General features: G+C 61.4%; 25 protein-coding genes. 14 read left to right on the top strand and 11 right to left on the bottom strand.

The window, feature by feature from the left end; genetic code table 11:
- Positions 1 to 236: 236 nt before the first annotated feature.
- Positions 237 to 3,869 (top strand): chromosome segregation protein SMC, encoded by a 3,633-nt coding sequence (gene smc / locus I6E81_RS03885; protein ID WP_197106072.1) that lies wholly within the window; start codon positions 237 to 239, stop codon positions 3,867 to 3,869.
- A gap of 36 nt (positions 3,870 to 3,905) precedes the next feature.
- Here the strand turns inward: smc and I6E81_RS03880 are convergent, their stop codons facing one another.
- The 7 genes from I6E81_RS03880 to I6E81_RS03850 form a co-directional block, all read right to left on the bottom strand.
- Positions 3,906 to 4,472 carry a histidine phosphatase family protein gene (locus I6E81_RS03880; RefSeq protein ID WP_197106071.1) on the bottom strand — a complete coding sequence of 189 codons (567 nt, stop codon included), beginning with the start codon at positions 4,470 to 4,472 and terminating at the stop codon, positions 3,906 to 3,908.
- Positions 4,473 to 4,514: 42 nt separating this feature from the next.
- Positions 4,515 to 5,621: an ABC transporter ATP-binding protein gene (locus I6E81_RS03875; RefSeq protein ID WP_197106070.1), complete on the bottom strand. Its 1,107-nt coding sequence runs from the start codon at positions 5,619 to 5,621 to the stop codon at positions 4,515 to 4,517.
- A gap of 11 nt (positions 5,622 to 5,632) precedes the next feature.
- Positions 5,633 to 7,348, bottom strand: a complete 1,716-nt coding sequence (locus I6E81_RS03870) for an iron ABC transporter permease (RefSeq protein ID WP_197106069.1) — start codon at positions 7,346 to 7,348, stop codon at positions 5,633 to 5,635.
- Entirely contained in the window at positions 7,332 to 8,354 is a 1,023-nt protein-coding gene (locus I6E81_RS03865; protein ID WP_197106068.1) for an ABC transporter substrate-binding protein, read from the bottom strand. Before I6E81_RS03865 ends, I6E81_RS03870 begins: the two co-directional genes overlap by 17 nt.
- A gap of 10 nt (positions 8,355 to 8,364) precedes the next feature.
- Entirely contained in the window at positions 8,365 to 9,165 is an 801-nt protein-coding gene (locus I6E81_RS03860) for a metallophosphoesterase (RefSeq protein ID WP_197106067.1), read from the bottom strand.
- Positions 9,158 to 9,838 carry a tyrosine-protein phosphatase gene (locus I6E81_RS03855; RefSeq protein WP_197106066.1) on the bottom strand — a complete coding sequence of 227 codons (681 nt, stop codon included), beginning with the start codon at positions 9,836 to 9,838 and terminating at the stop codon, positions 9,158 to 9,160. The genes I6E81_RS03860 and I6E81_RS03855 overlap by 8 nt, the downstream gene beginning before the upstream one ends.
- A gap of 124 nt (positions 9,839 to 9,962) precedes the next feature.
- Positions 9,963 to 10,814, bottom strand: a complete 852-nt coding sequence (locus I6E81_RS03850) for a MurR/RpiR family transcriptional regulator (protein WP_197106065.1) — start codon at positions 10,812 to 10,814, stop codon at positions 9,963 to 9,965.
- Between the two features lie 101 nt (positions 10,815 to 10,915).
- Between I6E81_RS03850 and ftsY the strand changes: the two genes are divergently transcribed.
- A complete protein-coding gene (gene ftsY, locus I6E81_RS03845) occupies positions 10,916 to 11,785 on the top strand; it encodes a signal recognition particle-docking protein FtsY (protein ID WP_197106064.1) in 870 nt (289 codons plus the stop codon).
- A gap of 59 nt (positions 11,786 to 11,844) precedes the next feature.
- Here the strand turns inward: ftsY and I6E81_RS03840 are convergent, their stop codons facing one another.
- Both I6E81_RS03840 and I6E81_RS03835 read right to left on the bottom strand, forming a co-directional pair.
- Entirely contained in the window at positions 11,845 to 12,366 is a 522-nt protein-coding gene (locus I6E81_RS03840) for a gamma carbonic anhydrase family protein (protein WP_197106063.1), read from the bottom strand.
- Positions 12,367 to 12,416: 50 nt separating this feature from the next.
- Positions 12,417 to 13,298, bottom strand: coding sequence for an LLM class flavin-dependent oxidoreductase (locus I6E81_RS03835; RefSeq protein ID WP_197106062.1), 882 nt, complete (start codon positions 13,296 to 13,298; stop codon positions 12,417 to 12,419).
- A gap of 77 nt (positions 13,299 to 13,375) precedes the next feature.
- Here I6E81_RS03835 and ffh point away from each other — a divergent pair, with 77 nt between their 5' ends.
- The 7 genes from ffh to I6E81_RS03800 all read left to right on the top strand — a co-directional run bounded on the left by ffh (position 13,376) and on the right by I6E81_RS03800 (position 18,707).
- Positions 13,376 to 14,944, top strand: a complete 1,569-nt coding sequence (gene ffh / locus I6E81_RS03830) for a signal recognition particle protein (RefSeq protein WP_197106061.1) — start codon at positions 13,376 to 13,378, stop codon at positions 14,942 to 14,944.
- Between the two features lie 80 nt (positions 14,945 to 15,024).
- Positions 15,025 to 15,807, top strand: coding sequence for an LLM class F420-dependent oxidoreductase (locus I6E81_RS03825; RefSeq protein ID WP_197106060.1), 783 nt, complete (start codon positions 15,025 to 15,027; stop codon positions 15,805 to 15,807).
- Positions 15,808 to 16,001: 194 nt separating this feature from the next.
- Positions 16,002 to 16,451 carry a 30S ribosomal protein S16 gene (rpsP, locus tag I6E81_RS03820; RefSeq protein ID WP_197106059.1) on the top strand — a complete coding sequence of 150 codons (450 nt, stop codon included), beginning with the start codon at positions 16,002 to 16,004 and terminating at the stop codon, positions 16,449 to 16,451.
- A gap of 3 nt (positions 16,452 to 16,454) precedes the next feature.
- Positions 16,455 to 16,691 carry an RNA-binding protein gene (locus tag I6E81_RS03815; RefSeq protein WP_010203243.1) on the top strand — a complete coding sequence of 79 codons (237 nt, stop codon included), beginning with the start codon at positions 16,455 to 16,457 and terminating at the stop codon, positions 16,689 to 16,691.
- Positions 16,692 to 16,739: 48 nt separating this feature from the next.
- Positions 16,740 to 17,348, top strand: a complete 609-nt coding sequence (rimM, locus tag I6E81_RS03810) for a ribosome maturation factor RimM (protein WP_197106058.1) — start codon at positions 16,740 to 16,742, stop codon at positions 17,346 to 17,348.
- Positions 17,349 to 17,364: 16 nt separating this feature from the next.
- Complete coding sequence (trmD, locus tag I6E81_RS03805) at positions 17,365 to 18,051, top strand: tRNA (guanosine(37)-N1)-methyltransferase TrmD (protein ID WP_197107150.1); 687 nt, start codon at positions 17,365 to 17,367, stop codon at positions 18,049 to 18,051.
- Positions 18,052 to 18,095: 44 nt separating this feature from the next.
- The gene (locus tag I6E81_RS03800; protein WP_197106057.1) at positions 18,096 to 18,707 is read left to right on the top strand and encodes a hypothetical protein; all 612 of its coding nucleotides are present in this window, start codon (positions 18,096 to 18,098) and stop codon (positions 18,705 to 18,707) included.
- A 69-nt stretch (positions 18,708 to 18,776) separates the two neighbouring features.
- On the opposite strand, the gene map is transcribed toward I6E81_RS03800, so the two are convergent.
- Both map and I6E81_RS03790 read right to left on the bottom strand, forming a co-directional pair.
- Complete coding sequence (map, locus tag I6E81_RS03795) at positions 18,777 to 19,544, bottom strand: type I methionyl aminopeptidase (RefSeq protein WP_197106056.1); 768 nt, start codon at positions 19,542 to 19,544, stop codon at positions 18,777 to 18,779.
- Positions 19,541 to 20,206 (bottom strand): TetR/AcrR family transcriptional regulator, encoded by a 666-nt coding sequence (locus tag I6E81_RS03790; RefSeq protein WP_231599661.1) that lies wholly within the window; start codon positions 20,204 to 20,206, stop codon positions 19,541 to 19,543. The genes map and I6E81_RS03790 overlap by 4 nt, the downstream gene beginning before the upstream one ends.
- Before the next feature lie 31 nt (positions 20,207 to 20,237).
- Between I6E81_RS03790 and I6E81_RS03785 the strand changes: the two genes are divergently transcribed.
- The 5 genes from I6E81_RS03785 to I6E81_RS03765 all read left to right on the top strand — a co-directional run bounded on the left by I6E81_RS03785 (position 20,238) and on the right by I6E81_RS03765 (position 23,008).
- Complete coding sequence (locus I6E81_RS03785) at positions 20,238 to 20,723, top strand: MFS transporter (protein ID WP_197106055.1); 486 nt, start codon at positions 20,238 to 20,240, stop codon at positions 20,721 to 20,723.
- 130 nt (positions 20,724 to 20,853) lie between these two features.
- Positions 20,854 to 21,201 (top strand): 50S ribosomal protein L19, encoded by a 348-nt coding sequence (rplS, locus tag I6E81_RS03780; RefSeq protein WP_129071803.1) that lies wholly within the window; start codon positions 20,854 to 20,856, stop codon positions 21,199 to 21,201.
- A 66-nt stretch (positions 21,202 to 21,267) separates the two neighbouring features.
- A complete protein-coding gene (lepB, locus tag I6E81_RS03775; protein WP_197106054.1) occupies positions 21,268 to 22,023 on the top strand; it encodes a signal peptidase I in 756 nt (251 codons plus the stop codon).
- Positions 22,024 to 22,026: 3 nt separating this feature from the next.
- On the top strand, positions 22,027 to 22,662 hold the full coding sequence (locus tag I6E81_RS03770) for a ribonuclease HII (RefSeq protein ID WP_197106053.1): 636 nt from the start codon (positions 22,027 to 22,029) through the stop codon (positions 22,660 to 22,662).
- Between the two features lie 22 nt (positions 22,663 to 22,684).
- Positions 22,685 to 23,008 carry a DUF2469 domain-containing protein gene (locus I6E81_RS03765; protein WP_009772690.1) on the top strand — a complete coding sequence of 108 codons (324 nt, stop codon included), beginning with the start codon at positions 22,685 to 22,687 and terminating at the stop codon, positions 23,006 to 23,008.
- The last annotated feature ends 11 nt before the right edge of the window (positions 23,009 to 23,019 follow it).

The following is a 23,019-nucleotide window of genomic DNA, read 5'->3' as shown; positions in this document are numbered from 1 at the left end:
ACCAATCTGCGGGGGTAAGCGCTACGGAGGTAGCCGACCAGAATACGCCGCGAGTTCGCAGCGCGCTAGTGGTGCGGCCAGTGTGCCCCGAGTGTCACCGACGGCCGGGCGCGGCGCGATGCCTGCGCGGCAGAACGGCGGGACCCCGCGCATCCGGTACCGTATAGCAAGGTTCTGACCAGCAACTTGGTCAGGAATTTAGCTAACGCTGAGACCAGCAACGACCGGGCGGTGACGTGTACCTCAAAAGTTTGACCCTCAAGGGGTTCAAGTCGTTCGCTCAACCGACCACTTTTGCGTTCGAACAGGGCGTGACGTGTGTCGTCGGCCCCAATGGTTCGGGCAAGTCGAATGTGGTGGATGCTCTCGCCTGGGTCATGGGCGAGCAGGGTGCCAAAACTTTGCGCGGCGGCAAGATGGAAGACGTCATCTTTGCCGGAACCGCCACCAAGGGACCGCTGGGTCGTGCCGAGGTCATCCTCACGATCGATAATGCGGATGGCGCGCTGCCGATTGAGTACAGCGAAGTCACCATTAGCCGCACCCTGTTCCGCAACGGCGGCAGTGAGTACGCGATCAACGGCAGCTCGTGCCGACTGCTCGACGTTCAAGAGCTCCTCAGCGACTCCGGTCTCGGCCGCGAAATGCACGTCATTGTTGGTCAAGGCCAGCTGGATGCGGTGTTGCACGCCAGCCCCGAAGACCGTCGCGGCTTCATCGAAGAAGCGGCCGGCATCCTCAAGCACCGTCGTCGCAAAGAGAAAACGCTGCGCAAGCTCGACGCGATGCAGGCGAACCTCACGCGTCTCTCCGACTTGGCGGGGGAGATCCGTCGTCAGCTGAAGCCGCTCGGTCAGCAGGCCGAGATTGCCAAAGAAGCGGCCTCGATTGCTTCGATCGTTCGGGATGCTCGCGCCCGCCTCCTCGCCGACGAGGTCGTTGAACTGCGCTCGAGCATCAACGACTTCAGCCGCAGCGAGAGCGAACGCAAAACACAGCGCATCGTCTTGCAAGAGCAGCTCGACCAGAACAAACTGCGCGAAGCCCGCCTCGAGCAAGCTCAAGTCGGTGGCGAAGTAGACGAAGCCCGCCGCGTGGCTTTCGGCCTTGAGTCGGTGCAAGAACGCTTGCGTAGCCTCTACACGCTCGCGAACCAGCGACTGTCGTTGCTCGGGCAGCAGAGCGATGCGCCCGTTTCCAGCAACAGCGTCAGTCAGACCCTCGTCGACGAAGTTAAGGCCGGCGCCGATGAGCTCGCGACCGGCGTTGCGGATGCCGAGAAGGCCGTCGCCGCAGCCGCTGCGGCAACCGCGACAGCGAAGGCCGCGCTCGACTCCCTCGACGAAGAAATCGCCGCGCAGAGTGCGCTCGTATCGCGTCACGAGTTGGAGAGCGCCGGTCTCACCGCTCGCGTTGAAGTCGCCACCTCCACTCTGACTGCAGCGCAGGGTGAACTCGTGCGTCAGCAGCAGGCGCTCGCCGAAGCCCAGTCGCGTCGAGAGGCAGCCCAGGCCGAATTTGAGGCTCTCGAAACCCAGGCCAGCAACTCGACCGTCGAAAGTGATGGCTCGCTCGACACCGCCTACGAGGCCGCCGAAGCCACAGTTTCGAGCATTCAGGCCGAGATTGAAGCCCTCCGCGAAGCCCTCCACGCCTCCGAGCGCGAGCGCGATGCCTTGGCCGCCCGCAACTCGGCGCTATCCCTCGCGGTTGACCAGAAAGACGGCTCAAGCGCTCTCGTCGCTGCCAAGCTTTCGGGCATCCGCGGTCTCGTTGCTGAACACGTGAAGATCACGCCCGGCTACGAAGCGGCCATCGCTGCCGCTCTCGGCACGCTTGCGGATGCCGTGCTTGCCGATGATCGTGATTCAGCCATTGATGCGCTTGCCGAGTCTGCTTCGCGCGATTTCGGTCGCGTTGAAGTGGTTGTCGCGAACGCTGCCAAGCGGTCGGTCTCGCTCGGAACGGCGGCCGGAACCATTCCCGCCACCGACGTCGTCACGGCCCCCGACGGAGTGCACGGTCTCCTCACCCACGTTCTCATCGCCGACGACCTTGAGGTCGCCCGCGCCGCCTATGGCTCGCTCTCGAACGCCGCCGATCTCACTTTCGTGACCCGTGACGGAGACGTGCTCACGCAGTTCGTGCTGCGCGGCGGCTCCGGTGCGAAGCGCTCTCGCCTCGAACTTGTTGCTGAGCGGGATGCCGCCGCCGACAAACTCGGCGTTGTCACGACCCAGATCGAGCGCACGAGCTTCGAACTCGACGAGAAGCGCCGCGAGCTCACCTCCGCGAAGACGGATGCTGAACAAGCCCTCGTAACCTTGCGCGAATACGACGCCCAGCTTGCCGCGCAGTCCGAGTTGCTCGGTCGCCACCGGATTCAGGCTGAAGCCGCCCAAGCCGAGTGCGACCGTCTTGCTCGCGCGGTCGCTGTTGCCGAAGAAGCCGTGGCCGACGCCACCACCGAAGTGGCTCGCGCCCAGACTGCTGCCGACAAGTACCAGGCTGCTCCGCGCCCCATGCTCGACGTCTCCGAACGCGAACCGATGCTGGCCGAAGTGGATGCCGCTCGGGCCCACGAAGTCGAGTTGCGCATCCAAATGGAGACCATCCGCGAGCGAGTGCGCGCCGAGCGTGCCCGCGCTGAACAACTCGCCGCCCAGCTGGTGCGCGAGCGCGAAGCAGCCCAAGAGCAGGCGCGACTTGCCGTTATTCGTCAACGTCAGATCGCCTCCGCGACCAAGGTCGTAGATATGCTTCCCGCGGTGCTCGACTCGGTTGATCGTTCGCTCTCCGAAGCGCGCGTTGTTCTTGCCTCGAAGGAAGCGGCGCGCTCGGCCCAGAACGAAGAGCTCTCCACTCTGCGCCGCGAAGAATCGGCATTGCGTGAACGCCTTTCGGCGGTCAGCGAAAGCGTCCACGGCCTTGAAATGCAGATCTACGAAAAGAAACTGCACCTCTCCAGTCTCCTCGAACGCTCGGGCGAAGAACTCGGACTCGTCGAAGACGTACTTGTGGCGGAATATGGCCCTGAGGTGCCCGTTCCCGATGACCGGGTGAACGACGAAGCGGCCGAGAGCGCCGCCGTCGCGGAGCCCGACGAGAACTCCGCTGCCACGGAATCTGACGCGAGCCCCGCAACACCCGAGCCAGACGAGAACGCTGAGCCCGTGGCATCCGGCCGACCGTTTGTACGTGCCGAACAAGAGGTTCGCCTGCAGAAGGCCGAACGCAAACTTGCGCGCCTTGGCCGGGTCAACCCGCTCGCTCTCGAAGAGTTTGATGCGCTCGAGCAGCGCCACAAGTTCTTGACCGAGCAACTCACCGACCTCACGAACACGCGTAAGGACCTGCTGACAATCATCGACGAGCTCGATGAAAAGATGCAGGTCATCTTCGCGAGCGCATTCGAAGACACCAAGAACGCGTTCAACGATGTCTTCCCGGTGCTGTTCCCCGGTGGCACCGGAAGCATCTTCCTCACCAACCCCGACGAACTGTTGACCACAGGAATCGAAGTCACGGTGAAGCCGGCCGGCAAGAAGATCGAGCGCCTCTCACTGCTGAGCGGTGGTGAGCGGTCGTTGGCCGCCGTCGCGCTGCTGATCGCCATCTTCAAGGCGCGCCCCAGCCCGTTCTACATCATGGATGAGGTTGAAGCGGCGCTCGACGACGCCAACCTTGGCCGCCTGCTGGCGATCTTTGAAGACTTGCGCCAGACCAGCCAGCTCATCGTCATTACCCACCAAAAGCGCACGATGGAAATCGCGGATGCCCTCTACGGCGTCAGCATGCGTGCCGATGGCATCAGCGCCGTCGTGGGCCAGCGCGTCGCGAAAGAGACGGCGTCAGTCGACGCGAGCTAGATCGTGAGAGTGATCGCTCGTGATGAGCGATGACTGCTAGTCGACGCGCGAGAGCGGTTCGCCGTTGACGGTGTGCACGCACCAGCCCGTGTGCAGCTTTTCGACCGTCGATACCGAGCCATTGAGAATGTGGTCGAAGTCACGACCGGCCAGTTGCGAAAGCGTGTAGCGGATGATCGTGCCGTGGCACACGACGATCACCTTTTTGCCGGGGTAGTCCTGGGTCACCTCGTTGAGGGCGGCGATTCCGCGCTCGACGACGTCATGGAGCGATTCGAGTCCGGGGTAGCCGCTGTGGTTGGGCCAGCGTTCGTTGATCTCAGGGGTGGTGAGGCCCTCGCCTTCGCCATAGTTGCGCTCAATAAGCAGGTCGTAGCTGCGACCGAGCTCGAGACCCAAACCGTCGGCGATGATCTGGGCAGTTTCGCGGGCACGCTGTAGGGGAGAGCTGACGATGACGTCCCACTCGGAGCCCCGCAATACCTCTACGGCCTCCCGCGCCTGCTCGCGACCGGTGTCGTTGAGGGGAATGTCGCTGGAACCTTGCATGCGTCCGGCAGCGTTCCAGTCGGTTTGGCCGTGGCGAATCAATGAGATGGTCATGGAGCTCTTTTCTTCGGAAGTTCTTGAACGATTGTTTCAGAGTCAGCTGGCGGGATGTGACAACGCTAGTGCGGTTGGCTGTCGTTGAGGCGCGCCCGAAGGGTCGGCAGGGTAGTAGAGCGCGCGGCTGACGGCGATGCTGTAGCGCTCGCCTACGGTCGGCCGTGGTCCCGGCACAAGGCATCGAAAATCGATTCCATTCCAGGTAACCACGACGTCGCTTCCCTCGCGTCCGAATAGTGACGAGACGACGATTCCCTGAGGCCCATCTCCCGTCGCGGGGTGCAGTGTGATGTCTCCCGGGAGGATGGCGACAGATCCCGCGCCATCACTGTGGCCGCCCTCAATGCGGTCACGGGCGATCCGGAGCAGGTGATCATCGGCCGTGAAACCGTGATCCGTCATTCGGCCCGGAATCACCGTCGCGTCACTCAAAAAGCTGGCGATAAAGGCTGTGCGTGGCTCGTGGACCAGCTGCTCGGGTGTGCCGACCTGTTGTATGCGTCCCTGATCGAGCACCACAACGCGATCAGCGAGGGCCAACGCCTCGTCACGGTCGTGAGTGACGTGCACAACGGTGAGACCCATTGCCCGCGTGAGGCTGCGCAATTCGAGGCGAAGCCTATCGCGCAAAGGTTCGTCTAGCGCGGAGAGCGCCTCGTCAAGAAGCAATACCCGCGGCGTAGACGCCAATGCGCGAGCCAGCGCGACGCGCTGTCGTTGCCCGCCAGACAAAGTGGCCGGATTGCGTTTCTCCATCCCTGCGAGGCCAACGAGTTCAAGCACCTCAGACACCCGTGCAGCGCGTGCGGCCCGCGGTTGTCCTGCAAGCTTGAGTGAGTAGCCCACGTTCCGTGCGACATCCCAGTGGGGCCAAATTGCGTGCTGTTGGAAGACCATGCCGAGCTTGCGGTTTTCTGGTTGCACGAAAGTTTTCTCGCCCGCAACCACCTCGCCGCCGATGCGGATGTCGCCCCGGGTAGGAGCGATAAAGCCGGCGATGCTGCGGAGCAAGGTCGTTTTTCCTGAACCGCTCGGGCCTACCAACGCCACAAATTCTCCATCGGCGATCGTGAGGTCGATGGCGTCGAGGCCGCGGGTTCCGTCGGCAAATCGCAAGCTGACGTCGTTGAGGGCTATCGAAGACATGGATTTCCTTTCTAAGCACGGATGCCGCGAGCGGTGAGCCCGAGTCCGGCAAGTCCGATAATCGTGATGATGAGCGAGAGAGCGGATGCCGCGTTGTACGCACCCGCCTGTTGAAGATTGAAAATCAGCACCCCGATGGTTTGAGAACCGGGTGCTACGAGGAGTACAGAAATGGTGAGTTCGCGGACCGCGGTGAGCATCACGAGCACGCCGCCGGTTATTGCCGCCGGTGTCGCGAGGCGCCACGAGATATCGAAGAGCGCGCGAGCGCGGCTCGCTCCCGCCAAGCGAGCGGCTTCTTCCAGCGCGAGCGGGGTCGAACGTAGCGGCGCGTTGACGGACTGCACCACCATCGCGAGGAACGCCATGACATAGGCGCACAGGATGAGCCATGGAGTGTTGAACAAGCCCAACTGCGGAGCAATAATGAGCCAGCCGACGGCGAGCACGAGTCCGGGAATCGCTTGAGGAAGCAGCGCCACACCGTTGAGCAGAGCATTGTCTCGGCTGCGCAGGCGGGTGATGAGCGTTCCGATAGTGAGCCCGACAATCGCACAGATGACTCCTGCCGCGACGGAGAGCACTAAGGAATTGAGCGCTCCGGTCGTGGTGCTGGGGCTAGCCAGCGCCCGGCGGAAGCTATCGAGCGTGAGATTCTCCCAGGTCAAGGGAACTCCTGGAGCCGGAAGCAGCGCCTGCGTGGCCAAGGCGAAGATGGGCAGAGCGGTCAAGGACAGTCCCACAGTCCACGCGATCACAGTCGTGAGGAGCTTCGCTCGGCCTAACTGCACGGGAACGGCCACTGTTGCCCCCGCCTCGAGCTCAAGTTTGCGCCGCGAGACGAGATTGTCGGCGAACACGGCGAGCGCGGCCAGCACGAGTAGAAGGAGCCCGATGGTCGAAACGACCTCGAGCGGAGCATCCACGGTGCCGGATTGAATGTAGCGGTAGACGAGCGTTGAGAGGGTTACATAACGCTCGGGCAGCCCAATGATCGAGGGGATACCGAAGTCAGCCAGATTCGAGACAAGCGTCAGCGTAAACGCAGAAAGCAGCGCTGGTTTCAACAGTGGAATGGTTATATGGCGAACCGCAGTCCAGGCCCCAGCGCCGCCAATTCTCGCGAGTTGTTCAAGGTCGCTGGGTACGCGTCTCAACGCCGCGCCGATGATGAGGTAGGCGATCGGATATGAGTGAACGATGAGGAGAAACACCACGCCGTCGCCACCGTAAATGTTCCAGAGTGGTGAGCCGAACGTCGCCGACCAGAAACGGTTAACGGGGGCGGCCGGGCCGGCGATTCCGAGCCACGCGATCGCTCCGACAAATGGTGGTACCAGCAGTGGGGTCAGCATGAAGAGACGCAGCACGCGCGCTCCGGGAAGGTCAGTGCGGTCGAGCACCAGTGCTAACGCGAGACCGAGTGCGACTGCTCCTGCAGCCGACAGGCCTGCAGAAATGAGGCTATTGAGCCCTGCCTCAAGCACGTCGCCCTGCAGCAATAAGGGGAGATGATTGCCGGAAAATGCCTGAATGGCGATAGCGCTGAGTGGGGTGACGATGACACTCAGGCAGAACAGCCACGCTGCTACCCGGAGCCAGCTAACGCCATCCCAGCGGAATGCGCGCCCGTCTGGCCGGCGTGGAGTCCGGTGGAATGGCGCGCCGGAGGGGGCCCGGTCGCGAACGACCAGGCCCCGAACAGTGTTGCTAACCGATGAGGTCATTGAAGTACGCCACTGCTTCTGCGCGACTTTCGCTGATGATGTCGAGGTCGGGCGTCACGATAAGGATCTCGTCCATCGAGGGTGCTCCCTCGGGAGTACCGACGTCGTTGCGAACAGGCAGGTAGGACTGCGCTACCGCCATCGTCTGGCCCTCAACGCTCAGCAGAAAGTCGATGAACAGTTGCGCGGCTTCGGGCTCGTCGGTACTGGCGAAGATTCCCGCTGGCTGAGACACGTAAGGCACACCGTCACTCGGGTATGACACCGCGATGGGCGAGCCGGCTTCGGCTAGCTCGCGGACAAGGTAGTCCACGACCGCGCCAACGGGCTGGGTTCCCGTGGCGATGGCCTGCGACGTAGGCCCGTTACTGTCGACGATGACGGGATTGTTGGCTGCGAGCTTCTCGAGCCACTCCTTACCGAGTTTGTCGTCGTTGTACCAGACTGCAGCGTTGAACGCCGCGGCTCCGGAGACATCAGGGTTAGGCATCACGATCTTGTCGGCCCACTGCGGGTCGGCAAGCTCTTGCCACGATGACGGCGGAGTCTCGACGAGTTCGGTGTTGTAGGCGATCGCAGTCGGGATGATGCGCGTTCCGACGTAGAACCCCTCAGGATCGATGAGGTCTTGATTGATGTTCTGTGCTTCTGCCGATTCGAACTCAAGCAGAAGGTCTTCCGCGGCGTAAGCCTCGAAGGTGGGAGCGTCGGCCGCGAGCAAAATATCTGCCTGGATGTCGCCAGCGACGCGTTCTGCTTCAATGCGGGCGGTCAGATCGCCGGTACCAGCGCGGAATACTTCAACACTGATGTTGGGCTGTTGCTCCGCAAAAGCGGCGATGATCTCGTCGATCTTTTCTTGGGGTTCGGAGGTGTAGAGAGTGATGCTTGCTGCGTCAGCGCTTGAATTTGTGGACGACTCTGCGGCGGTCGCGCAGCCGGTCAGTGAAACACCGGCGAGCGCGGCGAACGCAACAAGCGTGAGGGGCTTTCGTGCTAGAAACATGATTCTTCTTTCAGGTGAGGGTGGATACTGCGGTGACATTGCGGGAGTGAGAAGTGAAGAGAATTTCGGAGGAGTGCAGGGGAATTGAGACGACGCTGTGGCCGCGTTCGTCGAGGCGGATGAGTGAATAGGCGGGCAAATCCACTCCGCACACTTGTTCTGCTGCTGCCGTCGGGTCTTGTTGGTACGACAGTGCGGGGCTCACGGAGACTGGAATGCCGGCGAGCTGAGCGCTCAGAGAGTGGTGAAAGTGGCCCGCGAGAATGAGTCGCACATCGGTTGCCGCGATGACAGCGGCCAATTCGTCGGCGTCGCTCAGCTCTCGGCCGGCGAGCGAGGGCAGCGGAGATGGCACGGGAGGGTGGTGCAACACGAGAACCGTGCCCCCAGCCGCCGGTTCGCTCAGTTGCTGTGCGAGCCAACGGAGTTGAGCTGTGCCGAGGCTGCCGGAACTTGAATCGAGTAGTGCGAAACGGGTCTGGCCGATATGAACAATGCGCCGGTTCACGCTCGCGGACTGCGGCAGAGTGAGAAAAGCCAGAGGGTGGTCATGGTTGCCCGGCACGACAAGCGCGGGCGCGCCCGTGCTTGCCTCGAGCCGAGTGAGCGCTGCGGCGACATCGCTGTAGGCCTCGGTGTGGCCGGACTGCACGAGATCTCCAGCGACGATAATGGCGTCGGGTCTCACCCCCATCGCAGCGAGCGAACCGGCAACGAGATCCAGACGGTCGACCCCGTTGACCGTTCCATAGAGGGGGCCGCCAACGCTTGCATGCGGATCGCTGACATGCGCCAACACGAGGCTATGCATGATGCGCCATCCGTCGATCAACAAGCATGGTGATCTCATCGGTGGTCACTCCGTGGGCGAGGAGATAGTTCGTGATGCTGCCGAAGCGAACGCGTACCTCTGCGAGCGCGGATTCGAGTGCTGTTGCCGGGCTGTCGAGGTGGAGTTCGAAGGCGTCGGAGAGTTCGTTGCCGCTGAGGTCTAACGAGGCAAGTGACTCGGCAACTAAAGCGTGTCTGCGGGGGCGAACATGGTGCCCGGATGCTGCGTAATCGTCAATGATCGCGGACTCATCGACCCCCGAGGCCAGCAGAGTCAGAGCGACGACGAGGCCCGTGCGGTCTTTGCCCGCTGTGCAGTGGACGAGCACTGGGGCGTCTGCCTGCGCAATTGTGGATACTGCAACAGCGAGCTTGTGGCCGCGATCAAACAGCATGAGCTCATAGATCGAGGTGATGCTGCCTAGCTGCGGTGGGCCATCGGGGAGGTCGTAGATCGGGATGTGGATTGTCGTGATGGAGGCGGCGTGTGACGGGCGTTCGCGCTCTTCGCGAAGATCTACCACCAGCCCGACATCGTTGGCGCGCAGAGTGTCAAAGTCAACGCTCTCCAGCTGATCAAGTGTGGCTGAGCGGTACAGCCAATCTTGATGGGCAGCGCGGCGAAGGTTGTATGTTCCGGACAGGGTCCACATCGCTCAGTCATCCATTCCGTCGTTTCACGAAGCGTGAAATTCGTTTCACATGACTTTCGCGAGCGGAAGTGAACGCGCAGTAAACGGGGTGCGATGCTCCGGTGTACCGACTGCGACAGTTGCGTTAGGGGGTGGAGAAACCGTCGGTGAGCGAGTCTGCGACGACATCGCGCATCGACGTGATGACGGAGTCACCTTCTGGCTGCGCAAATACCGCCCGCTGCAGGGCATGAAGCACCAGACCATGACTAATCCTGCTGAGGTGGGGGTCCACATCATGGTTGCGGGTCACGGGCCCGGTGATGAGCGAGATATCGGCAATTCTCGTCAACGGTGAGCGTGCAAAACTCGTGATCGCAATCACCGTCGCTCCGCCACCGTCTTTCGCTGCGCTGCACGCCTTGAGGGTGTTCGCGTTGGCGCCGGAGTAGCTGACGGCGAGGCACACATCGCCCTCCTTCAACAGTCGCGCCGCGAACTGTTGGGCCTGAACATCGAGGGGAGCATCAACCGGGCGGCCGGCGGTGAGAAACCGAAGTGCAGCATCCTGAATGGGCGGAGAGGAAAACCCCGTACCCACCATCAGCACTCGCGCGGCGCGGGAAAGCGCGGCGGTGGCGTGATCGAAATCGCTAGTGCTGAGGCTCTCCTGGCTCACGCTAATAGCGTCGGTGGCCTCAGCAAAAATCGTGGCGACAATATGGCGTGGTGACTCGTTGTCGTGATGGGGAGTGCGCGCCAGCTCGAGACGAAGATGCTGGTACCCCCGAAAGCCGAGGTTCTGGCAGGCTCGAATGACTGTCGCCGGAGACGTGCTCGCAATCGCTGCGAGCTCAGCGGTCGACCACTCCACAGAACTGTCGGGCGAGTCGATCAGTGCCTGCACCACTCGACCTTCGCTCGGGCCGAGCATGGGGAGCGCTGAGCGCAACCGAGTGAGCAGGGGAGACGACGCTCCAGAATCTAGGGAACTCATGCGCACTCCTTGGCTGAGTAATGTGGCGTGGCGCACAGCATACTGAGCTTCGGCGAACCGAAGGTGTCGATTCGGGCGCTCACGTGCCTTAACCTGTAGTCATGGCAGCATCCTGGTCGCTCTCGGGCGCACTCAAATCAATGTTCGCGCGCGACACGATCGACGCGGAGACCTGGAGTGACCTCGAAGACGCAATGATCTCGGCCGATTTCGGCCCCGACATCACTGAATCCGTTATCGACGAGCTACGGGCAAGCGTCGCGCGTTTCAAAACTGACGACCCTGCAGACCTGAAGCGGATGCTGCGCGAAACCCTCGAGGAACGTCTCGCCCGCCTCGACCCGACTCTCACCCTCAGCGCCCGCCCCGCAGTGGTGCTGGTCGTGGGTGTCAATGGCGTTGGAAAGACCACCACGATTGGCAAGTTCACCAAGTTCCTCGTTGGCCACGGCCGCACGGTGGTCGTGGGTGCGGCTGACACGTTCCGTGCTGCTGCCGTTGAGCAGTTGGCGACGTGGGCGGAGCGCGGGGGAGCCGAAATCGTGCGCCCCCAGCAGCAAGGTCAAGATCCGGCATCCGTCGCCTTTCAGACGGTGGAGCGCGCTCAGCGCGAGGGCATCGACATCGCGATCATCGACACCGCTGGTCGTTTGCAGACCAAGAGCGGTCTGATGGATGAGCTCGGCAAGATCCGTCGCGTTGTCGAAAAGCAGACGGAGATCGCTGAAGTGTTGCTCGTGCTTGACGCGACAACCGGCCAAAACGGTGTCGCTCAGGCAGAAGCGTTCATCCAGCACGCTGGGGTGACCGGCCTCGTCATTACGAAGCTTGACGGCTCAGCAAAGGGTGGCTTCGTGCTCGCCGTTCAGGAGCGCACGGGCATCCCGATCAAGCTCGTTGGGCAGGGCGAGGGCATCAACGACCTCACCGGTTTCACGCCCCACGTCTTCGTGCAGGGCCTCGTCGGCTAGCTGCTGGTTGCTGGTTGTCGGCCGCCCAGGTGCCGGTCGCGACGGGTAAGCGCCTTGCGCTAGTTGTTGACAGCCTTGTGGGCTGCAGACAGCTCGAGGTAGTGAGCGGCATTTTCGCGAACGCCAGCCTTCTCCTCGTCGCTGAGTTCGCGGCGAACCTTGGCGGGCACTCCGGCGACGAGTGATCCGGGCGGAATCACGGTGCCTTCGAGCACAACAGCGCCGGCGGCGACGAGTGATCCGGTTCCGATTACGGCTCCGTTGAGCACGGTGGCGCTCATGCCGATGAGGCAGTCGTCTTCGACGGTGCAGCCGTGGAGTACGGCGCCGTGACCGACGCTCACTCCGGAGCCGACGGTGGTGGGGATGCCTTCATCGCAGTGCACGGTGACGTTGTCTTGCAGGTTCGAGCCTTCGCCGATCGTGATGGCGTCGGTGTCGCCGCGCAGAACGGCGCCGTAGAAGATACCGACGCGCTCGGCCAGGGTGACATTGCCGATGAGCGTGGCGTTGGGCGCTACGAAGGCGCTGTCGGCGACGGAGGGGGTTTGTCCGGCGAGGGTCACGATGAGAGCTGTCATGTCTCTAAGCTATCGCGTGCTGCGTGCGGGCTTCGCGTCACTGTGGACCCTCAGCGGGAGAAGCGGGAGGCGATCTCGATCAGCACGCTTTCCTTGCCGACGTAGATGCCGTCGGCGCGGGGCCAGTGCCCAATCACATCGGTGAAGCCGAGGGCGTCGGCGCGACCGACAGCGTCTTCCCACGTGTCGACGCTTTCCAGACTGAACTGGGGTGCGCCATCCAAATTGAGGTAGCGATCAATGCTGCCGGATGCTCGGCCGGCCTTCTCGAGGGCGTCGTCCATGCGCGCGGAGGTGTCGGCGACAATCTGCCACCACTCGTCGAGGGTGTCGGCGGTGCGGCCGAGGGTGAGCCAGCCATCGGCCAGCTCGGCGGTAAGCCGTAGGCCGCGAGGGCCTTCGGCGGCAACCACGAAGGGCAGGCGCGGGCGCTGGGCTGGTGCCCCGACCATCCGCGCGTTCACTGCTGTAAACCAGTCACCGCTGAAGCTGATGCCGCCGCTGCCGGGGTCTTCGAAGCGCAGCAGCTCGTCGAGGCCGCGCACAAACTCTTCGAAGCGGGCGTGACGTTCGCGGGGGCTAAGTTCGGTTTGACCGAGCACTGTTGAGTCGAAACCGGTGCCGCCCGAGCCAACGCCGAGCAGAAAGCGGCCAGCGCTCACGTCGTCGAGGGTCGCCAATTCTTTGGCGAAGGGAACCGGATGTCGGTAGTTGGGCGAGGCGACAAAGGTGCCGAGCCCGATGCGGTTCGTGACGCTCGCGGCTGCCGTGAGGGTCGGAACGGTGGCGTACCACTGCTCGTCGGCGAGGGACCGCCACGAGAGGTGGTCGTAAATCCAGGCGTGATCGAAGCCCATTTCTTCGGCGTGAATCCAGCGATGTTGGGCTTCAGCCCAGGGCTGTTGGGGCAGTATGACGATTCCGTGTCTCACGTTCTCACCCTACTCGGAGCCTCTGTCGGCGTTGTGGAGTCGCAGCACAGCCAAAGACACCTTAAACTGGTGGCATCATGGCCACTTTTGGAAATCTCACCGACCGCCTCGCGGATACCTTCAAAAACCTGCGCGGCAAGGGCAAGCTCAGCGAGGCGGATGTCGATGGCACCGTTCGCGAGATTCGCCGTGCCCTGCTCGATGCTGACGTTGCGCTCGAGGTTGTTAAGGAGTTCACGGGTCGCGTTCGCGAACGTGCGCTTGGTCACGAAGTTTCTGGTGCGCTGAACCCGGCCCAGCAGGTGGTGCAGATCGTCAACGACGAGCTCGTCACGATTCTGGGTGGCGAGGCTCGCCGCATCGAGTTCGCGAAGAACCCGCCGACGGTCATCATGCTCGCGGGTCTGCAGGGTGCTGGTAAGACGACTCTCGCCGGAAAGCTCGCGAAGTGGCTCGCAGCTGACGGCCACACGCCGCTGTTGGTCGCGGCTGACCTCCAGCGTCCGAACGCTGTCACCCAACTGCAGGTTGTTGCCGAGCAGGCTGGTGTCGCCGTCTTCGCTCCCGAACCGGGTAACGGCAAGGGTGACCCGGTCAAGGTTTCCAAGCAGGCCATGAAGTTTGCCAAAGACAAGCAGCACGACGTTGTGATCATTGACACCGCTGGTCGTTTGGGTGTGGATGCCGAGCTCATGAAGCAGGCAGCGAACATCCGTAAGGCTGTCGACCCTGACGAAGTGCTCTTCGTTATTGACGCAATGATCGGTCAAGACGCCGTCAAGACCGCTCGAGCCTTCCAAGAGGCCGTGGACTTCACCGGTGTTGTGCTCACCAAGCTCGATGGTGACGCTCGCGGTGGTGCAGCGCTGTCGGTTGCTTCCATCACGGGTCGTCCGATCATGTTCGCGTCGACGGGTGAAGGTCTTGGCGACTTCGAGCCGTTCCACCCCGACCGCATGGCCAGCCGCATCCTCGACCTCGGTGACATCCTCACTCTCATCGAGACGGCGCAGAAAACCTTCGACGAAGAAGAGTCGCGCAAGGTTGCCGAAAAGTTTGCGACTGACTCGTTCACTCTTGATGACTTTCTGCAGCAGATGCAGCAGCTCAAGAACATGGGGTCGATCAAGAGCATGCTCGGCATGCTTCCCGGTGCGAAGGGCATGCGCGAGCAGCTCGACAACTTCGATGAGTCGGAGATCACGCGCACTGAGGCGATCATCCAGTCGATGACAAAGCAGGAGCGCACCACACCGAAGCTCCTCAATGGTTCGCGTCGTGTGCGTATTGCGCGCGGTTCGGGAACAACCGTCACTGAGGTGAACGCGCTCGTGAACCGCTTCGAGCAGGCCGCGAAGATGATGAAAACGGTCGCTAAGGGTGGCACGCCTCAGATTCCGGGAATGGGCCCGATCCCTGGTGGCCACGGCGGCAAGTCGGCTAACGCCAAGAAGAACCAGAAGAAGAAGGGTTCCAAGTCGGGCAACCCCGCCAAGCGCGCTGCAGAAGAGGCAGCTCGCGCTCAGGGTGCTGTCGAAACCTCGGCACCCGCCGGCTCTGGCTTTGGTCTTGGCGGTTCGAAGCCTGCCGCTGGCGGACCGTCACCAGAAGAACTCGAAAGCCTACAAAAGTTCCTCGGGCGCTAGCCGTTAGCACTTTTTGACCCTTCCGTCGCCGGTGCTGCACCACTCTTCGTGGTGTGTGCGGGAGGGGATATTGTGGAGCTATGACACAGAGCCGCCCCGTTCGTATCGCCGTTCAGCTTCAACCTCAGCACGCCGAGTATTCGGTCATTCGTGACCGCGTAAAAGAGCTTGAACAGCTGGGCGTTGACGTTCTCTTCAACTGGGATCACTTCTTCCCGCTCTACGGTGAGCCCGACGGGCTGCACTTTGAAGCGTGGACAGAGCTGGCATCGTGGGCAGAGATGACGAGCCGAGTTGAGTTCGGCACGCTCGTGAACTGCAACAGCTACCGCAACCCCGATCTGCAGGCCGACATGGCTCGCACCCTTGACCACATCAGTGGTGGCCGCTTCATCTTCGGCACCGGCTCTGGCTGGTTCGAGCGCGACTACCAGGAGTATGGCTACGACTTCGGAACGGCCGGCTCGCGGTTGGATGCTCTCGCCGAGGCGTTGCCGCGCATCGAGTCGCGCTGGCAGAAGCTCAACCCGCCGCCCACGCGCAAGATCCCTGTTCTTATCGGTGGTGGGGGAGTGAAGAAGACTCTCAAGCTTGTCGCCAAGCACGCCGACATCTGGCACAGCTTCGCCACGGGCGAGGAGCTCGTGCACAAGCTCGAGGTGCTTGCCGGTCACTGTGAGACCGTCGGCCGCGACATCAACGAGATTGAGCTCTCGAATGAGTTGCGCGACAAGAGCGTTGAAGACGCTGACAGTATGCGGGAGCAGGGCATCACCCTCTTCACGCTCGGTATTACCGGGCCTGATTACGACCTCACGACTACCAAGCAGTGGCTCGCGTGGCGGGACTCTCAGAACGGCTAACGGCACCTCTTTGGGGCTTTATTGGCGATCGGTTCCCCAAGCCGTCAAAACTCTGGCAGAATAGGCGGTTGAGTCCTCCGTAGCCCGACCCTCTAATCAGGCCCGGATGGAATCCACTAGAGCTTTTCTGCCGAGTGTGCCCCCACGCTCACGGCTAGCGGTTCGCCACCAATAACATTTAAATCAGGAGAATTGTGGCTGTAAAGATTCGTTTGAAGCGCATGGGCAAGATCCGTGCACCCTACTACCGCATCGTCGTTGCCGACTCGCGCAAGAAGCGCGATGGCCGTGTCATCGAAGAAATCGGAAAGTACCACCCCACCGAGGAGCCCTCGTTCATCGAGGTCGAGTCCGAGCGTGCACAGTACTGGTTGAGCGTTGGCGCGCAGCCTAGCCCGCAGGTTGAGGCAATCCTCAAGCTGACCGGCGACTGGGGCCAGTTCAAGGGTGACAAGAACGCTGTAAGCACCGTCAAGGTCAAGGAAGCTAAGGCAGAGTTCCAGGCTGACGAGAAGAAGAAGCCTGTTCTCAAGCCCAAGGCTGAGAAGGCAGAGCCTAAGGCTGAAGAAGCACCTGCTGCAGAAGCTCCCGTCGCTGACGAAGCTGCTGCTGAAGCACCTGCCGCCGACGCAGACAAGGCTTAGCAATTGCTCGCTCCCGCGCTCGAACACCTCGTTAAAGGCATCGTCGATCACCCCGAAGACGTTCAGGTCGTTGCAAAGAACACGCAACGCGGCGAACTCCTCGAGGTTCGCGTGCACCCAGAAGATCTTGGCCGCGTAATCGGCCGCTCTGGTCGCACCGCGAAAGCACTGCGAACGCTGATCACGGCTCTGGCCGATGGTCGCAAGGTTCGTGTCGACGTCGTCGACACTGACTTCTAAGCAGTGGGCGAAGTAAAGATTCCCCGAGAAGGTCGCACACAGCTGCGAGTGGGGCGTCTGACGAAGGCTCACGGGCTTAAGGGAGCCGTCAAAGTAGAGATGTACACGGATGCCCCGGAACGTCGTTTCGTTCCGGGCGCCGTGTTTTCTCTGCAAGTGCCGACAAGTTCGGCCTGGCATGGCAAGACACTAGAGCTCATTGAGCTCAAGTGGTTCAACGCACAACCGGTCGCGTTCTTTAAGGGCGTTCCTGACCGCAGTGCTGCCGAGAAGCTCGTCAAGGCAATTCTGTGGATCGATCACGATCCCAACGAAGCGCCAGAAGAAGACGCGTGGTTCAACCACCAGCTGATCGGCCTCACCGTTATCCGTGACGGCAAAAAGGTCGGCACTCTCGCTCAGGTAGATCATTTCCCCGGGCAAGACCTGCTGACGGTCACTACCGACAACGGTGACGTCCTGGTTCCTTTCGTGAAGTCCATCGTGGCTAGCGTCGACGTCGAAGCGGGCGAGATGGTGGTTACTCCACCTCCCGGACTCTTCGAGGAGATTGCGGAAGACGCATCCGAAGAGCCCACAGAAGCGGTCGCAGAAGCGGTCGAAAAAGAGACGCCGAGTGCAGCTTCTGACGAGGCTGACGCGCCCGAGTGCGACTAGTAGCGAAGGTCACCGCGTGCGCATCGACATCGTGACGATCTTCCCCGATTTCTTCGGGGTGCTCGATATTTCCCTCCTGGGCAAGGCTCGCGAGCGGGGAATCATCGAATTGGGCGTGCACGATCTGCGCGACTACACGCACGATCGTCATCGCACCGTCGACGACACTCCCTATGGTGGTGGTGCTGGCATGGTCATGCGCCCCGAACCGTGGGGAGAAGCGCTGGATGCCGTTCTCACGCCTGAAACGGTAGTGATCGTTCCCACGCCTGCCGGAGTTCCGTTCACGCAGGCTGCAGCCCGCGAACTGGCTCTCGAGAAGCATCTCGTCTTTACGTGCGGTCGCTATGAGGGCATCGATCAGCGCGTGATCGACTACGCGGCATCCACTGTTCGGGTTCGTGAGATCAGCCTCGGCGATTACGTGCTCAATGGTGGAGAAGTTGCCACGATGGCGATGATCGAGGCGATTGGTCGTCTCGTGCCCGGAGTAATTGGCAACCCCGAAAGCCTCACGGAGGAGAGCCACGAACAGGGCCTTCTCGAATACCCCAGCTACACCAAGCCATCGACGTGGCGTGAGCGTACTGTGCCTCCGGTGCTGCTCAGTGGCAACCACAAGGCAATTGCCGATTGGCGTTATGCGCAGCAGGTAGAGCGCACCAAGCGCGTTCGCCCCGATCTCTTGCCCGACGCGGAGTAGTACAACTTTCTTCGTGTCTCAGCCCCCTGTGTAAGCATGGAGCCATGACGATCAGAGTGACGCCCGGCTCCTTTTTCGCAGCGATTGCGGCAGTTGCTTTGCTGGCTGGCTGCACCGCGACTGATGCTGATTCTTCAGACTCGTCGTCGGCGGATGCCGCGACGCCAGCACCAGCATCAACGGCAAGCTCCGAAGGTGGCTCCGGTGAATCGAGCGACTCAACACTCACCACTCGACGGATGACGGTCGACGACGTCACGTTCGCCGATCTCACCGCGAGCCCGCTCCCGGATGGTTACGCGCAGTCTGCGGTGTCGGTGGATGCCTGGCCGTCGGTTGACGTGCTCGTCGACGCCACTGACGCCGAAGTTGTGCAGGCTCGGGGAGAGTTGGCGGCGACCCTCGGCGGAGCAGACATGGTCATCACGGCTGAGGTGGCGTCGTGCGAGCTCATCGCCGTCTGGGTGCTTCCGCAGCCCGATAGTCTGCGCGTCGGACACGAAACCAACCCGTCTGCGGTCGGATGCTCGGCGCCGACCACCTACGACGTGCTGTTTGCTATCCCGAAGGCAGGAACTAACAGCGAGGGCAGCTGGGACTACACCAGCACGGTTGCGCCGATTCAGCTCGAGCGTCGCGTCGGCACCCAAAGTTAGAGCTGACGGCTTTCGAGAACGCTGGCGTGCGGTCTCGATGCGTTGGAGTTAAGTGCGCGCGGACTGCTCCTACTTGCGAGCGGTAAGGACGAGCGGGCCGTCTGCAGTCACGGCAACCGTGTGCTCGAAGTGAGCCGCGCGAGATCCATCGACGCTGCGCAGGGTCCAGCCATCGTCATCCGTGTAAATGTCATCGGTGCCGATCATGAGCCACGGCTCAATCGCGAACACGAGGCCCGGCTTGAGCGGCATGCCGCGGCGAGCTTTTCCATCGTTAGGGATGTGCGGGTCGCCGTGCATTTCGCGGCCAACGCCGTGCCCGCCAAAGTCCAAGTTCACTTCGTAGCCAGCACCGTAGGCGACATCACCGATCGCGGCCGAAATGCCGCCGATGCGATTGCCAACGATAGCCGCGGCGATGCCAGCATCGAGGGCGCGAGAGGTGGCATCCATGAGTTTGAGGTCTTCGTCACGGGGAGTGCCCACGGCGAAGGTGATCGCAGAGTCGGCAACCCAACCATCGACCGCAACAGCGAAGTCGAGGCTCAGGAGGTCGCCATCTTTCAGCGTGTAGTCGTGGGGGAGGCCGTGCAGGGCCGCGTCGTTGACGGAGGTGCAGATGACCTTGCCGAAAGGCGAAGCACCAAACGAGGGGTGGTAGTTGATGTAGCAGCTCTCCGCGCCACGCTCGCGAATCATGCTGTGGGCAAGCGCATCGATTTCGAGCAGGTTCACGCCCACTTTGGATGCCGCTTCGGTTGCGGTAAGCACGCTGGCGACAAACTCGCCTGCCGCCTTCATCTCATTGATTTCGGCGGGGGTTCTCAACTCGATCATGCGGTAGCTGCCTCTTTCGTGTGCGGTGCCAAGAGTTGCGCAATGAACTCTCGGAGCTTGTCGATAAACGGTTCTTCACCGCGCGGGTCATACAAGAATGCACGCTCCAACAGCGAATCGGCGATTTCTACCGTCACTTCGATGTCAAACGCGAGGGCATCCGAGGCGGGAACTTCGTAAGTGGTGACAAGAAGGTCGGTCAAGATCTCTGCCAGCGCCGTGTTGTTGCTTTTGCGATCAACGTTGAAGCGGCGGTCGATGATATTGCCGAACGACAACACTCGAAAGCCTGGCTCGGTGCGGCAAAACTCGACATAGAGGTCGATGGCGGTGTTGAGAGCCTCAAGGCCCGTTGTCGCACGCTTCGCGAGGGTTGCCGAAAGCCCGGCGCGATATTTATCGAAGTTGCGTGACGCGAGGCCACGAAGAAGCGACTGGATGTTGGGGAAGTAGCGATAGATAACGCCAACCGAGGAGCGTGACCGCTTTGCGACTTCACTCGTGGTGAGGGCATCAATGCCTATTTCGTCGAGCAGTACAGCGGCCGCATCGAGGAGGACGTTGATTCGTTCTGCGCTTCGCTGCTGCACTGGTTCGGTGCGAACGATCGCGGTGTTGGGCACGGGGGACACCAAGTCTTTCGGTTCGATGCTTCTCAGCATTCCTGATCACATCGAAGATACCCTGAGAAGCATGATGATCAGGCGTGCGTTTTATTACTGGCAGTTCATCGCGGTACTTGTCTTGCCCGTGTGGGTACTGATTGCGCGCGGAATCTACGGGTCGAGCGTGGGCTGGGACTTCGTTCTGTTTCTCATCCTGTGCCCCATCTTGGCTTTCGCGCTGCTCGCTATTGCCGGTCTCACCGTCGCCCGCAAGAGCGTTCGTGATTCGAAGAGCGTCTCGTGGATCGATGCGGGGCTGCTTACTGTGTGGCATGCCGCGATCATCATTTACGGCTTTGTGGATGCGCCGTTCCCGGCCGCACTCATCGTGATCGTCGCCATTGCAGCGTTCTGGATCGCCCTCTGGCAGCTGGTTACCGAGACGCGCAACCGTTTCACGAGCCTCGTTGAGGGCTTCGAGCGCGATGCCCAACGGCCAACCCACCCGGGGGAGAAGCTCGACAATGGTCGTGTGATCATCCTCGAACCGGATGAGAATGGTAATTTCGACTAAATCTGTGGCAGAATTGTCGATTGTGCTCGCGCACGACTCTGCCATGAGGGCGTCGTAACCGCTTGAAGCACAAACTTTCTTATCTAACTAAGTGTGTTCGACTCATGGCGGGCGCAGAGAGCGATCACTAATGCATATTCTCGATGGCGTCGACAAGGCGTCTCTCAAAGACAACATTCCTGACTTCCGTGCCGGCGATAACGTCAAGGTTCACGTAAACATCATCGAAGGTACGCGCTCGCGTATTCAGGTGTTCCAGGGCGTAGTTATCGGTCGCTCGGGCCACGGCGTTCGCGAGACCTTCACGGTCCGCAAGGTCAGCTTCCAGGTCGGCGTAGAGCGTACCTTCCCGGTTCACTCGCCCGTCATCGACCACATTGAGGTCGTATCTCGCGGACTCGTCCGTCGCGCCAAGCTGTACTACTTGCGCGATCTTCGCGGTAAGAAGGCAAAGATCAAAGAGAAGCGCGACAACTAACACAACTCGCAATTCACAAACCAACGGCTCCCAGCGGCATATGCTTGCTGGGAGCTTTGGGGTTAAATGACAAACGAAACTGTTGAAAACACGCTGCCGGGCAGCCGTGGCGGTACTCGCCATGCAGCCAAGAAGACCGGCGGGTGGAAGCTTTTCCTTCGCGACTTAGTAATCATCTTTGTCGCGGCGATTCTGATCTCTTTCCTGATCAAGACTTATCTGGTGCGGTCGTTCTATATTCCGTCGTCGTCGATGGAAAACACTCTCCAGATTGATGACCGCATTCTGGTCAATCAGCTCGAACCTGACCTCTTTGCCATTGAGCACGGCGATGTTGTCGTCTTCACCGATCCGGGTGGCTGGCTCCCTGCGATCTCTAGCGAACCGCAGAACTGGTTCGTCGGCGCCGTAGACGGCGTGCTTGCTTTCGTCGGGCTCAGCGCTCCCGACAGCAGCAACCACCTCATCAAGCGCGTCATCGGCTTGCCGGGCGACACGGTGGAATGCTGCAACGAATTCGGGCAGATTATTGTCAATGGCATCCCGCTGGAAGAGCCGTATATCAAGCTTCCCGACGCGGTCACCAAGGCCACTCAAGAGGATTTCTCTGTCACAGTGCCCGACGACTCCATCTGGGTGATGGGTGACAACCGCTACAACTCCGCGGACTCCGCCTTTCACAAAGACGATCCCACCGGCGGTTTCGTGAAGATCGATTCTGTCGTCGGCCGCGCCATGCTCATCAGCTGGCCGACCGAGCGCTGGAGCATCCTCGATAACTACTCCACGACGTTCCAGCGGGTCACGCAGAACGCCGAGTAGACGGTGGCAGTAGCAGACCCGAATAGCGACGTTGAGCTCGAGCTTTTCAGAGCGGGTGCTCGGGCGGTCATCGGCTGCGACGAGGTAGGGCGCGGCGCGATTGCGGGCCCCGTCGGCGTCGGGATGACCGCCATGACGCCCGCACACGGCGTCTGGCCTGTGGGATTGCGCGATTCCAAGATGTTGAGTCAGAAACGTCGCGAACTCCTCGAGCCACTCACTCTCGAATGGGCACCGCTCTCCGCTGTTGGTTACGCGGATGCCACCGAAATCGACTCCATCGGAATCACCGCTGCCTTGGGGCTCGCCGGCAAGCGCGCGCTCATCCAATTGCACGAAGCGGGGCTCGACATCATGTCGTCCATAGTGCTGTTGGACGGCAGCACCGACTGGCTCAGCAGCGCCCTGACCGTTGCGCCGCGAGTGCACACCCGCGTCAAGGCCGACCGTGACTGCGTATCGGTGGCTGCGGCATCCGTGGTGGCCAAAGTGCAACGCGACAAGCTCATGATCGAAGCCGACGGGGAGTACCCGGGCTATGGCTGGCCGAGTAACAAAGGCTACGGTTCGGCAGCGCACTTCGAGGCTGTGCGCAGTCTTGGTGCCACCGAACTTCATCGGCACACATGGTTGCGGTAGTGCGGCCTACAATAAGGGCAGCATGGATGAAGACGAGTTTGAAGACTACGACCGTGAGGTCGAGCTTGCGCTGTATCGCGAATACCGCGATGTAGTGAGCCAGTTCCGTTTTGTAATTGAGACGGAACGGCGGTTTTACCTCGCCAACGAGGTCGATTTGGTGCGCCGCGATACGGAGCACGACTTCTACTTTGAGCTCTCGATGACCGATGTGTGGGTGTGGGATGTCTACCGTTCCGACCGCTTCGTGAAGAGCGTTCGCGTGCTCACGTTCAAAGACGTCAACATCGAAGAACTCAGCGCCAAGGATCTCGAGCTGCCGAAGGAACTCGCGCTCGACGAATAGCGCGTGTCGCT

Source organism: Salinibacterium sp. NG22 (genome assembly GCF_015864925.1).
GTDB lineage: Bacteria > Actinomycetota > Actinomycetes > Actinomycetales > Microbacteriaceae > Rhodoglobus.
This window is presented reverse-complemented; position numbering and strand designations above follow the sequence as displayed.